This is a genomic window from Pseudomonas sp. NPDC087185 (genome assembly GCF_044744955.1).
Lineage (GTDB): Bacteria > Pseudomonadota > Gammaproteobacteria > Pseudomonadales > Pseudomonadaceae > Aquipseudomonas.
In genome coordinates, this window is record NZ_JBIUZK010000006.1 from 418,084 (window position 1) to 430,090 (window position 12,007).

13 protein-coding genes are annotated in these 12,007 nt (G+C 64.1%); 8 read left to right on the forward strand and 5 right to left on the reverse strand.

From position 1 onward, the window contains the following. The first annotated feature begins 27 nt into the window (after positions 1-27). From ACIPIJ_RS22105 to ACIPIJ_RS22125, 5 genes are all read left to right on the forward strand, one after another. Positions 28-573: a sigma-70 family RNA polymerase sigma factor gene (locus ACIPIJ_RS22105; protein ID WP_401080507.1), complete on the forward strand. Its 546-nt coding sequence runs from the start codon at positions 28-30 to the stop codon at positions 571-573. Further along, positions 570-1,499: a FecR domain-containing protein gene (locus ACIPIJ_RS22110; protein ID WP_401080509.1), complete on the forward strand. Its 930-nt coding sequence runs from the start codon at positions 570-572 to the stop codon at positions 1,497-1,499. The genes ACIPIJ_RS22105 and ACIPIJ_RS22110 overlap by 4 nt, the downstream gene beginning before the upstream one ends. An 81-nt stretch (positions 1,500-1,580) precedes the next feature. After that, positions 1,581-3,908 carry a TonB-dependent Fe(3+) dicitrate receptor FecA gene (fecA, locus tag ACIPIJ_RS22115; protein ID WP_401080511.1) on the forward strand — a complete coding sequence of 776 codons (2,328 nt, stop codon included), beginning with the start codon at positions 1,581-1,583 and terminating at the stop codon, positions 3,906-3,908. Between the two features lie 179 nt (positions 3,909-4,087). After that, positions 4,088-4,435, forward strand: a complete 348-nt coding sequence (locus tag ACIPIJ_RS22120) for an HPF/RaiA family ribosome-associated protein (RefSeq protein ID WP_016395445.1) — start codon at positions 4,088-4,090, stop codon at positions 4,433-4,435. Positions 4,436-4,560: 125 nt separating this feature from the next. Further along, complete coding sequence (locus tag ACIPIJ_RS22125; protein WP_401080512.1) at positions 4,561-4,851, forward strand: DUF3509 domain-containing protein; 291 nt, start codon at positions 4,561-4,563, stop codon at positions 4,849-4,851. Positions 4,852-4,854: 3 nt separating this feature from the next. Here the strand turns inward: ACIPIJ_RS22125 and ACIPIJ_RS22130 are convergent, their stop codons facing one another. Continuing rightward, the gene (locus tag ACIPIJ_RS22130; protein WP_401080514.1) at positions 4,855-5,325 is read right to left on the reverse strand and encodes a phosphate-starvation-inducible protein PsiE; all 471 of its coding nucleotides are present in this window, start codon (positions 5,323-5,325) and stop codon (positions 4,855-4,857) included. Between the two features lie 227 nt (positions 5,326-5,552). On the opposite strand from ACIPIJ_RS22130, the gene ACIPIJ_RS22135 reads away from it, so the two are divergent. Then, the gene (locus tag ACIPIJ_RS22135) at positions 5,553-5,816 is read left to right on the forward strand and encodes a YebG family protein (protein WP_401080515.1); all 264 of its coding nucleotides are present in this window, start codon (positions 5,553-5,555) and stop codon (positions 5,814-5,816) included. A gap of 14 nt (positions 5,817-5,830) precedes the next feature. Here ACIPIJ_RS22135 and ACIPIJ_RS22140 read toward each other — a convergent pair whose 3' ends face one another. After that, positions 5,831-6,856 carry a Leu/Phe/Val dehydrogenase gene (locus ACIPIJ_RS22140; protein WP_401080517.1) on the reverse strand — a complete coding sequence of 342 codons (1,026 nt, stop codon included), beginning with the start codon at positions 6,854-6,856 and terminating at the stop codon, positions 5,831-5,833. A gap of 125 nt (positions 6,857-6,981) precedes the next feature. On the opposite strand from ACIPIJ_RS22140, the gene ACIPIJ_RS22145 reads away from it, so the two are divergent. Continuing rightward, positions 6,982-7,788, forward strand: coding sequence for a SirB1 family protein (locus tag ACIPIJ_RS22145; RefSeq protein ID WP_401080519.1), 807 nt, complete (start codon positions 6,982-6,984; stop codon positions 7,786-7,788). Here the strand turns inward: ACIPIJ_RS22145 and maiA are convergent. From maiA to hmgA, 3 genes are read right to left on the reverse strand one after another with little or no spacing between them, the layout of a single operon-like run. Further along, the gene (maiA, locus tag ACIPIJ_RS22150) at positions 7,782-8,414 is read right to left on the reverse strand and encodes a maleylacetoacetate isomerase (protein ID WP_401080521.1); all 633 of its coding nucleotides are present in this window, start codon (positions 8,412-8,414) and stop codon (positions 7,782-7,784) included. The genes ACIPIJ_RS22145 and maiA overlap by 7 nt on opposite strands. An 11-nt stretch (positions 8,415-8,425) precedes the next feature. Then, entirely contained in the window at positions 8,426-9,718 is a 1,293-nt protein-coding gene (gene fahA, locus ACIPIJ_RS22155; RefSeq protein ID WP_401080523.1) for a fumarylacetoacetase, read from the reverse strand. A 3-nt stretch (positions 9,719-9,721) separates the two neighbouring features. Next, positions 9,722-11,023, reverse strand: coding sequence for a homogentisate 1,2-dioxygenase (gene hmgA, locus ACIPIJ_RS22160; RefSeq protein ID WP_401080524.1), 1,302 nt, complete (start codon positions 11,021-11,023; stop codon positions 9,722-9,724). A gap of 114 nt (positions 11,024-11,137) precedes the next feature. Between hmgA and ACIPIJ_RS22165 the strand changes: the two genes are divergently transcribed. Then, on the forward strand, positions 11,138-11,920 hold the full coding sequence (locus ACIPIJ_RS22165; RefSeq protein ID WP_401080526.1) for an IclR family transcriptional regulator: 783 nt from the start codon (positions 11,138-11,140) through the stop codon (positions 11,918-11,920). Positions 11,921-12,007: the final 87 nt, after the last annotated feature.

A 12,007-nucleotide genomic window follows, 5' to 3' on the forward strand; every position in this document is an offset into this window, starting at 1 on the left:
TTGCCGATCAATAACCCCATCACTACAATGCGAACAATTCTTACTACCAGTTGCGCGAATTGGCGCCGGAGTATCACGGTGCCCAGCGCCCTCTCATCCACGGTCGAAGGCCTTTACCACGCCCATCACAGTTGGCTGACCGGCTGGTTGCGCCGCCGCCTGGGTTGCCCGCAAAGCGCCGCCGACCTGGCCCAGGACACTTACGTGCGCCTGCTGCAGGCGCGCGAGGCACCACAACTGGTCGAGCCGCGCGCATTCCTTGCCACCGTGGCCAAGCGCGTACTGTGCAATCACTTGCGCCGCCAGGAACTGGAGCGCGCCTACCTCCAAGCGCTGTCTCAAGTCCCGGAACAGATGGCGCCGAGCGAAGAACAGAAGGCGGTCATCTTCGAAACCCTGCTGGAGCTCGACCGCCTGCTCGACGGCCTGCCGCCATTGGTCAAACGCACCTTCCTGCTGGCCCAGGTCGATGGCCTCGGCCAAACCGAGATCGCCCGCGAACTGGGCATTTCCCTGGCGACGGTCAAGCGCTACCTGAACAAGGCAGCCCTGCGCTGCTATTTCGCCCTGTGAACACCTCGTTCTCTTCGCAGGTCGCCGAGCAGGCCGTGCACTGGCTGATCGAATCCCAGGGCGACGGCTTCGACCAGGCCCAGCAACAGGCCCTGCAGCATTGGCTGCTGGCCGATCACGAGCATCAACGCGCCTGGGCGCATATTCAGCAGGTGAACCAGCGCTTGCGTGGGGTCGCTTCGCCGGTGGTGCATGCCACCCTGCAGGCGCCCCCCTCCCCCGCGCGGCGCAGGGCGCTCAAGGCGCTGCTGCTGGTGGGCGTGGCCAGCGCCGCTGGCATGGGCCTGCAATCGCATAACCCTCTACCAGGCCTGATGGCCGACTACCGCAGCCCGGTTGGCCAGCGCCGGCGCACGCACCTGGACGACGGCAGCCTGCTGCAACTCAATACCCGCAGCGCGGTCGATGTGCGCTTCGATGGCCAGCAGCGGGTGGTACGGTTGCTGGAAGGCGAACTGGCGCTGGATGTGGCACGCGACGCGCGCCCCTTGCTGCTGCGCACCGCCGAAGGGGCCCTGCAACTGCACAACGGCCATTTCAACGTGCGCGAGTTCGAGGGGTTCAGCCTGGTATCGGTGTTCAGTGGCCAGGCCAGCTTCGCGGGCCAGCCGCTGCTGCCAGGGCAGCGTGCGCGCTTCACTGCCAAGGGCTGGCAGGCCATCGCGCCGTTGGACCCGAACAGTGGTGCCTGGGTCGACGGCATGCTGGTGGCGTCGCAGATGCGCCTGACAGACTTCCTCGCCGAACTCGGGCGGTATCGCCAGGGGCAGCTGGGCTGCAGCGAGCGGGTGGCTGACTTGCGGGTGTCCGGTTCGTACCCGCTGGATGACAGCGAGCGGATTCTGCAGATGCTCGAGGTGGCCTTGCCGGTGCGCGTGCGGCGCTTCACCCGCTACTGGGTCACGCTCGAACCGCGCCTGAGTTGAAACTTTTTTTCAATTACCTGAGCCATTTCCTGAACCTCGCGTGACAGAGAAGGCAGAACCCCTTATCACAGGATCCGCCCCATGCCTCTGCGCCCCAGCCCCCTCGTCCACGCCCTGCTGCTCGCCACCAGCCTCGGCCTTGCCACGCCGGCCCTGCACGCCGCCGAGGCGCGCACCTATCACATCGCCGCAGGCTCGCTGGAAGAGGCCCTGAACCAGTTTGGCCGTGAAAGCGGCGCGTTGATCTCGTTCGGCTCGCAGCTGACTCAGGGGCTGAGCAGCCAAGGCCTGGACGGCCAGTACGGGGTCGCCCAGGGCCTGGACGCCCTGCTGCGTGGCAGCGGCCTGCAGGCGCGCCAAGAGGCCGACAACGCATTCAGCCTGCAGCCTGCCAACACGGCCACACCGGTGGCTGCCGTGGAGCTCGGTGCTTCCACCGTGGTCGGTGACTGGCTGGGTGAAGCGCAACAGGACAACGTCTTCGAGCACCCCGGTGCCCGCGATGTGGTACGCCGTGAGGCATTCGAACGCAGCGGCGCCACCACCGCGCGTGAAGTGCTCAACCGCATGCCGGGCGTCAACGCCCCCGACAACAACGGCACCGGCAGCCACGACCTGGCATTGAACTTCGGTATCCGCGGCCTCAACCCGCGCCTGGCTTCGCGCTCGACGGTACTGATGGACGGCATCCCGGTGCCGTTCGCGCCGTATGGCCAACCGCAGCTGTCGCTGGCGCCGATCAGCATGGGCAACATGGATGCGGTGGACGTGGTGCGTGGCGGCGGCGCCGTGCGCTATGGCCCGCAGAACGTGGGTGGCATCGTCAACTTCGTCACCCGCGCCATCCCCGAGCAGGCGACCGTCAAGGCCGCCATGCAGAACCAGATCAGCCCATCCTCCAGCCATGACGGCTTCAAGAACAGCGCCAACCTGCTGGTCGGGGGCACCCACGACAACGGCCTGGGCGGCGCCCTGCTGTATTCCGGCGTGCGCGGCGGCGACTGGCGCGCGCACAGCGACACGCAGATCGACGACCTGATCCTCAAGGGCAAGCTGCAACTGGACGAAGCCAACAGCCTGCACGCCATGGCCCAGTACTATGAAGGCGAAGCGGACATGCCGGGTGGCCTGAGCACGGCCGATTTCGACGCCGACCCGTACCAGTCGACACGCCTGAAGGACAAGTTCTGGGGCCGCCGCACATTGTTCAACTTCGGCTACGACTACAAACAGGACGACCGCCAGTTCAGCGTCAACAGCTTCTTCACCAAGACCCTGCGCAGCGGCTACCTGGACCAGGGCAGCTTCGTTTCGCTGTCGCCACGCGAATACTGGGTGCGCGGCATCGAGACACGCTTCTCGCAAGGCGTCGCGCTGGGCGAGAGCTGGCACGAACTGGGCATCGGCTACCGCTACGTCAATGAGGCCGGTCACGAACTGCGCTTCCGCGAGCCGGTCACCGGCAACCTGCCGACCACCGCCAGCCGCAACGACCGCGATACCCGTGGCAGCACCGAAGCCCATGCCATCTACCTGGATGACCGCATCGACATCGGCCGCTGGACCATCACCCCAGGCGTACGCTACGAGATGATCGACTCCGAGCAGAGCAACACGCTCAACGGCCAGCGCTACCAGGGCAGCTACAACACCGCCCTGCCGGCGCTGAACGTGATGTACCACCTGACCGATAGCTGGAACCTCTATGCCAACACCGAGGGCTCGTTCGGCAGCGTGCAGTACAGCCAAATGCCCAATCGCGTCTCCAGCGGCGAAGTGAAACCGGAGAAAGCACGCACCTGGGAAGTCGGCACCCGTTACGACAACGGCGACCTGCAGGCCGAAATCGGCGCGTTCCTGATCAACTTCGACAACCAGTACGAGAGCAACCAGACCAACGATTCGGTGATCGCTCGCGGCGAGACTCGCCACCAGGGCATCGAGACCAGCGTGCGTTATGCGCTCGATGGCCTGAGCCCGGCGCTGGCCGGTTTCGATGTGCACGCCAGCTACGCCTTTGTTGACGCGACTATCCGCGAAGATGGCCCGAACAAGGGCAATCAGGTGCCGTTCTCGTCGCGCCACAAGGGCAACCTGGGCGTCGGTTATACCGATGGACCGTGGCAGTTGAACCTGGATGGCAGCTTCCAGAGTAGCCAGTACGCCGACAACGCCAACACCCGCGCAGAAAGCGCCGACGGCAGCACAGGGCGCATCCCGGGTTACATGCTGGTCAGCACCCGTGCCGGCTATGACTTCGGGGCACAATTGTCGAACCTGAAGGTGGCGGTGGGGGTGAAGAACCTGTTCAACCGCGAGTACTACACGCGCTCGTTCGACGACAACAACAAGGGCAAGTACGTGGGTGAACCTCGGACCTTGTATGTGCAGACGTCGGTCGAGTTCTGATCGCATGTGGGGCCGCCTGGCGGCCACTCCTGCGGATTTACTACAAGAAATTTATTTTCAAAAAGGGCTTGAATTCATTCCGCAGTTGCCTGACCTTAGAGTCAAGAGGCGAAGAAATACCAAGGGCCTCAAGGGCCTAGGCACGCCTCCATGCGAGCAAGCTGAATAAGGATTGAATCATGCAAATCCAGGTCAACAGCAGCAACCATATCGAAGGCAACATCCGTCTCAACGAGTGGGTCCGCAGTACGCTGGAAGCCACGCTCGAACGTTACGAGGAAGACCTCACCCGCATCGAGGTGCACCTGCGCGACGAGAACGGCGCCAAGCCCGGGCCGCATGACAAACGCTGCCAGATGGAGGCTCGCCCGAAAGGCCATCAGCCGATTTCCGTGACCCACACCGCCACTTCGCTGGACCAGGCGGTCGACGGTGCCGCCAGCAAACTGAACAATGCGCTGGAACATTTCTACGGTAAATTGCGCAGCAAGCGCGGCGTGCTGGAGCTGAGTGACCCCGACGCCTGATTCGCCTGTGAACAACAACGCCCGGCCTTGAGCCGGGCGTTTTCGTTTACATCGATCAATGGCCCTGAACCAACCTGGCAGTTACCCGGTCAATCTCTGCAGTCAATCTTCGCAGACCACCGACCATGAACAACCCATTCGAACGCATCAGCGCCGCCTTCGCCCCCGAGTACCGGGTCAACCTGAGCATCGAACGCCTGGACGGCAGCATCATGCTGACCCTCTCCGACGATGCCGGGGTGGTCGCCAAGCGCCTGATCAGCCAGGCCCAGCGCAACGACCCGGTGCGCCTGCAACGGGTCATCGACAGCATTCGCCTGGGCCTGGCCATCGAGCTGGGGCAGAACCCGTTGCAGGTGCTCGCTGCCCTCACCCGCGACCCGCATCACCAGCCCCGGCACTTCATCGCCAACTGACGGCTACTTGCCGTCTTCCACTTCCTTGCCGTTGGCATCCAGCACCTTGGTCGAGGGGTAGCGGTACGAAGCGTAACGCACCACCAGAATCGAGAACGCCAGCAGCAGGATGCCGCCGCACAGGTACAACAGCCCTTCATCCGGCGCCTTGTGGTGCGAGACATCGCCGATCAGCAGGCGGGTCAGTGCGGTGATCGCCACGTACAGCAGGAAGCGGATCGGCATGTGATTGGTCTTGAAGTAGATCCCGACCATCGCCCCGAGCTCCAGGTAGATGAACAGCAGCAGGATGTCATCGACACTGATCCCACCTTTGCCGAGCATGTCCAGGAAGGTCATCACCGCCGCATAGGCGGTTATCGCGCCGATGCCGAACAGCGCGAGGTAGTGAAACCCCTCGACACACAGGTTGCCCAGCGAGTCGGCCGAGCCATGCAGGCCCTTGCGCAGCTTTTCCGCCCATTTGATGTTCACGATATCCAACTCCCCGATACGGCCTGAAAGATGATGCGTCACGTCTGTGACGCTTGTGCCATGCAGTTAAAGGGCCACGCCCCTGCCTTGGAAGGCGACCGATTGCCGCAAGGCACCTGTGCGCTACGCTTTTTTACAGCAAGGCTTGCACCTGAGGTGCGATTGCCATTACTGTATGCGCATACAGTAATCAGTCAACCAACCGCAAAAAGGCACAGAGGTGATGAATGGCCGTCGAAGTGGTGTACCGCAGCAGCCGCGACCCGGAGCGCTTGTTCATGGATAAGGCCGAAGCAGATCGTCACGACAAGATGCTCGAACTGGCAGAGCGCCTGGCCGAGGTGTTGCAGAAGGCGGTGCCTTCGTTGAGTGAACAGCAGGTCGAGGAAGCCGGCATCTACATGGCCAAGAACCGGGATGTGTTCGCCCGGGCGTTCAAGAGCCAGCCGGATGCATTGGCCGAGTTGCTGGATGGTGATGCTGCAGCGTGACAGTGGGGGGCCGGTCAGCGATCACCGTATAACAACCGCTCCGCCAGCATCTGCGCTACCCGTGCCGGCGAGCGCTTCTCGGCCTGGGCATGGGCGTACACTTCGGTCAACCGCTCTGGTATTCGCGCCAGTTGCCCCGTGATAGTGCTCAATTCCTCACCGCGGTGTTTCATCGCCACGTAGATCAAGCCGCCTGCGTTGATCACATAATCCGGCGCATAAAGAATCCCGCGCGACTCCAGCTGGTCAGCCACTTGCAAGGTGGTCAGCTGGTTGTTCGCCGCGCCGGCTACCGCCGCACACCGCAACTGCATCACCGTCTGGCCGTTGAGTACCGGCCCCACGCCGCACGGCGAAAAGATATCGCAGGGCGTACTGATCAGCGCATCGTTGGTCACCGGGTGAGCGTTGAACTGCTCCACCGCCAGCCGCACCCGCCCCGGGTCAAGGTCACTGACCAGCAACTCGGCGCCCGCTGCGTACAGCTGCTCGGCCAGGGCATAGCCGACGTTACCCAGGCCCTGCACCGCCACACGTAAGCCTTTGAGGTCGCTACTCCCCAAGCGCGCCAGGCAGGTGGCACGGATGCCGGCGAACACCCCCATGGCCGCATGCGGCGAAGGGTCACCCGATGCCGTGGTGCTGGTCACATGCGGCGTGCTCTGGGCAATGCAGTCCATATCCAAGGTCGAAGTGCCGCTGTCCACCGCGATGATGAAACGCCCTTGCAAGGTATCGATGAAGCGGCCAAACGCCTCGAACAAAGCCGCACGGTTTTCCACATGCGGGTTGCGCATGATCACCGCCTTGCCACCCCCTAGAGGCAACCCGGCCAGCGCCGCCTTGTAGCTCATGCCTTGCGCCAGGCGAATGGCATCGGCCATGGCGCTTTCGTCATCGGCATACGGCAGGTAGCGGCAACCGCCCAATGCCGGGCCGCGGATCTCGCTATGAATCGCCACCACGGCCTTCAGGCCGGTTTTCGGGTCGGTGAAGAGGTGCAGCGACTGGGTGCGGGTGCTTTGCATCAGCGCGAACATCGGCGGGCTCCCCTGCGAGGTGCTCCTACCAGTATAGGCACCCCCTTTCACCCCACAGGCCGACCGGACCACTGGACGAATCGCGGCGCCAGAGCTAATACTCAAGCGTATGTGGAGATGCCCAGATGAACCCACGCCAAGCCTGCCTGGCCTGCCTGGAACGCGAGCCGGTCGCCCTGCTGGAAGCCGCCTTGTGGATAGCCGCCGAGCACGATCGGAACGTCGAGCCCGCGGCGAGCCTTGCAACCCTGCACCACCTGCACGCTGAGATCAGTGCCAGCCTGCCGATGCTGCCGGTGTGCGAATTGGCCCAGCCGCTGCTGCGCCAGCTGAACACGCTGGGTTTCCAGCAGGATGAATACCACCCCCTGCGCCCGCAGGCGGCGCTGATGGACAAGGTGCTGCAACGCCGCCGTGGCCAACCACTGGCACTGGCGATCATCACCCTGGAGCTGGCCGGCCGGTTGTCCATTCCACTGGAAGGCGTGGCCTTCCCTGGCCACTTTCTGCTGCGGGTACCCGGCGCCGATCACCTGCTCGACCCTTGCGGCGGCAGGCGCTTGTACCCCAATGATTGCCGCGAGCTGCTTGCCCGCCAGTTCGGCCCGCAGGTACCGCTGACCGCCGAGCACCTGCGCGCGGCCAGCCCGACGCAGATGCTGCAGCGCCTGTCACGCAACCTGCGCCAGCTGCACATCAGCAACGACAACCACCTGGCCGCGCTGATCGACGCCGAGCGGGTCATGCAACTGGGCCCGGTACAGGTCAGCGACTACATGACCCGCGCTTCGCTCTATCAACACCTGGAGTGCCCGCAGGCCGAACGTTTCGACCTGGAGCACGCCTTGCTGCTGACCGATGATCCGGTGCAGCGCCTGAAGCTGTCCGAACGCATCGGCAAGCTACCCACGGCAACCCGGTCGATTCACTGAGCCGGGGTATCCGGCTGGCACGAGGGATGAGCCATGGCAAATGCCGGGTGCCCAGCGGCCAACGCCGCCACCCGGCATATACGCGGATAGCCGCCAAGGTCGATGTTGAAGCGCTCGGCTGCATACAACTGCGGGATCAGGTAGACATCTGCCAGCCCGGGTTGCTCACCCAGGCAATAGCCCTCATCACCGATCAGTTGCTCTACCGCTGCCAGCCCTTGGCCGACCCAGTGGGCTATCCACTGGTTGACCTGTGTCTCGTCGTGCCCCAGCTGGCGAAGCTGATTGAGTACGCTGACGTTGTGCAACGGGTGAATATCGCAACCGATGATCGCCGCCACACTGCGAGCCCTGGCCCGTGCTGCAGTACCGACCGGCAGCAGCGCAGGTTGTGGATAAACCTCTTCCAGGTACTCGATGATCGCCGGTGACTGCACCAGCAGCACGGCATCATCGGTACGCAGGGCCGGCACCCGGCCTTGTGGGTTCAGCGCCACATAGTCGGCACTGCGCTGCTCGCCCTTGAGCAGGTTGACCGGCAGCGCCTGGTAATCCAGGCCCTTGAGCGCCAAGGCGATGCGCACCCGGTAGGAAGAGGTGGAACGGTAATAGGTGTACAGCTCCATGGCCCAGCCCCTCAGTTGGCGGCGATGATCTTGCCGCGGCATTCACCGAAACCGATGCTGGCCGCTCCATCGCGCTGGCAACGTGCACGCAGGATGATTTCGTCGCCGTCCTCAAGGAACTTGCGCACCTCGCCACTGGCCAGCTCCACCGGCTGTTTACCGCCCACGGTAATCTCCAGCAGGCTGCCGTATGAATCGGGCGTGGCGCCAGACAGCGTGCCCGAACCGAACAGGTCGCCCGGCTGCAACTGGCAACCGTTGACGCTGTGGTGGGCGATCAACTGCGCCACGGTCCAGTACATGTTCAGCGTGTTGCTCAGCGCCAGGCGGTGTGCCGGCAGGCCCCGCTCGCGCATGCGCTCGGTGAGCAGCAGCACTTCCAGCTCGATGTCGAAGGCGCCCTGGGCCTGGTCACGCGGGTCCAGCAGATACGGCAGCGGTTGCGGATCACCCTCGGGCCGCGCGGGCTGGGCACAACGGAACGGCTCCAGCGCCTCGGCGGTCACCACCCACGGTGACAGCGTGGTGATGAAACTCTTCGACAGGAACGGCCCAAGCGGCTGGTATTCCCAAGCCTGGATATCGCGTGCCGACCAGTCGTTGAGCAGGCACAAACCCGCCAGGTGCTGGTCGGCTTCACCAATCGCAATGGCCTGACCGATGTCGTTGCCCTGGGCTATCCAGATACCCAGCTCCAGCTCGTAGTCCAGGCGCATGCACGGGCCGAAGCTCGGTTCGCTGTGGCCGGCCGGGAGGGTCTGGCCCTTGGGGCGGCGCACATCAGTGCCCGACGGGCGCAAAGTGGAGGCGCGGCCGTGGTAGCCGATTGGCACGTACTTGTAGTTGGGCAGCAGCGGGTTGTCGGGGCGGAACAGTTTGCCGACGTTGGTGGCGTGCTGGATGCCCACATAGAAGTCGGTGTAGTCGCCGACCTTGGCTGGCAGGTGCAGTTGGCAATCGCTGGCCGGGTACAGCGCAGCCTTGAGCGCAGCCTGGTGCTCGCTGTGTTCGCCCAGCAGCGCCAGCAAGCGCTCACGCAGGGCGACCCGGGCAGTGCGGCCGAGCGCGAAGAATGCGTTCAGCGCGCCGCCACGGGTGGCTTCCACGGCGGCCTTGGCCTGGCCCTCGAACAAACCGGCAGCCAGCACAGCCTCCAGGTCGAGGATCGCATCGCCGATGGCGACGCCGCAGCGCAGCGCTTCACCCGGGCGGCTGAAGATGCCCAGCGGCAGGTTCTGCAGCGGGAAGTCGCGGTGCCCATTGGCGTGCTCGACCCAACTGCGGGCAATGGCGGACTGGTTCATGGGTTATCTCCGGTTCGGGTTGAAGGTGCTCGGCAAGGTGGCCCAGCAACTGTCGTAGTCGGCCTGCAATTGCGGGCATTCGAGGGCCTGCTGGCTCGGGCGCAGCACCTGGCTGGTCTCGAACATGAAGGCCATGGTGTTGTCGATCTTGTGCGGTGCCAGGTCGGCGGCAATGGCCTTTTCGCAGGTTTCGGCATCAGGCCCGTGGGCACTCATCACCCCGTGCAGCGAGGCGCCGCCCGGCAGGAAGCCTTCGGCCTTGGCATCGTAGGCACCGCTGATCAGGCCCATGAACTCGTTCATCAGGTTGCGGTGGAACCATGGCGGGCGGAAGGTGTTGTCGGCCACCATCCAGCGTGGTGGGAAGATCACGAAGTCCATGTTGGCCAGGCCGTGCACGCTGGTTGGCGAGGTCAGTACGGTGAAGATCGACGGGTCGGGGTGATCGAAGCTGACCGTGCCGATCGTGTTGAAGCGGCGCAGGTCGTACTTGTACGGCACGTTGCTGCCGTGCCAGGCGACCACGTCCAGCGGCGAATGCTGCAGCTCGCAGGCCCAGTGCTCGCCCATGAACTTCTGCACCAGCTGCACCGGGCCTTGGGCCTCTTCGTAGTGCGCCACCGGGGTCAGGAAATCGCGCGGGTTGGCCAGGCCGTTGCTGCCGATAGGGCCCAGGTCCGGCAGGCGTAGCGGCGCGCCGTGGTTTTCGGCGAGGTAACCGCGTGCCTGGCCATCAAGCAGTTCGACGCGGAACTTCATGCCGCGTGGGATCACGGCAATTTCCAGCGGCTCGACCTCCATCACCCCAAGCTCGGTGGCGATGCGCAGGCGGCCTTGCTCCGGCACCAGCAACAGCTCACCGTCGGCGTTGAAGAACACGCGTTCCATCGAACGGTTGGCGCGATAGATGTAGATGCTGACCCCTGACGGTTTATCTGCTGCGGCATTCGCTACCATCGGCAGCCAGCTTTCGATGAAGTCGGTCGGCTCGCCAGGCAGCGGCTGAGGGTTCCAGCGCAGACGATTAGGCGTGACCGCGCCCAACGGCCCGCTCAGCGGCTGACGCGCCAGGCGCTCGAAGCGCGGGTGCAAGGCCGAAGGACGAATGCGATATAGCCAAGTGCGGCGCAGCTCGCTGCGCGCCATGGTGAACGCCGTACCCGACAGCAGCTCGGCGTACAAACCGTAGGGGGCCTTCTGCGGTGAATTCTGCCCGATGGGCAGTGCTCCAGGCAGTGCTTCGCTGGCGAATTCGTTGCCGAAGCCGCTCAGGTAGTGAAGGTCGGGCGACGCGTCGCGGTTCATCGATGCCTCCGGATTTTGTTTTTATCGTAATCAGATTACGAATAACGTAATTTGCTCCGCATCAGGCGTCAAGCTATAAAGGCGCGACTCGAAGAATCCGGAAGCGTCCTACCCATGGCCAAAGCCAGCTCTCCCACCGACACCGGCAAGCAGAAGGTCCGCTCGGCGGAAGTCGGCACCGACATCCTCAAGGCGCTCGCCGAACTGTCCCCCTCCACCTCGCTGTCGCGCCTGGCCGAACACGTGCAGATGCCGGCGAGCAAGGTGCACCGCTACCTGCAGGCGCTGATCGCCAGCGGCTTTGCCGAACAGGATCCCGCCACCAACCACTACGGGTTGGGGCGTGAAGCCTTGCGTGTAGGCCTGGCGGCGCTGGGCAGCATCGATGTGCTCAAGGTGGCGGCAATGCCGCTGTCGCAACTGCGCGACGCGCTCAACGAAAGCTGCTTCATCGCCGTGTGGGGTAACCAGGGGGCCACGGTGGTGAGCATCGAGCCTGCCGTGCGCGCGGTCACGGTGGTGACCCAGATCGGTTCGGTGCTGCCGCTGCTCAGTTCGTCCACCGGCCTGGTGTTCGCCGCCTACCTGCCCGAGCGTGAAACCCTGGAGCTGCGCGATAAGGAGCTGGCCGTGCTGCAGCATGACGCCAGTGACTATGAGGCGTTGCTGGCCGGTATCCGCGAACAAGGCCTGCACCATGTGCACGGTTTGTTGATGCCTGGGGTGGATGCGCTGTCAGCGCCGGTGTTCAACGCCATGGGGCAGATTGCGGCGGTGATGACCGTGGTCGGGCCGACGTCGATCTTTCACGCCGATGAACATGGCCCTGCGGCGCAGCGTTTGCTGGCGGCGGCGCGGGATACCAGCTGGCGCATGGGCTACTCGACAACCCCCTGAAAAGGCGTTGAGGCACTGTTGCCCGAAACGTAAAGGTGAATGTCATAAGCGGCTATTTTTCCTCCCGGATCAAGCGCTTATTCTTGA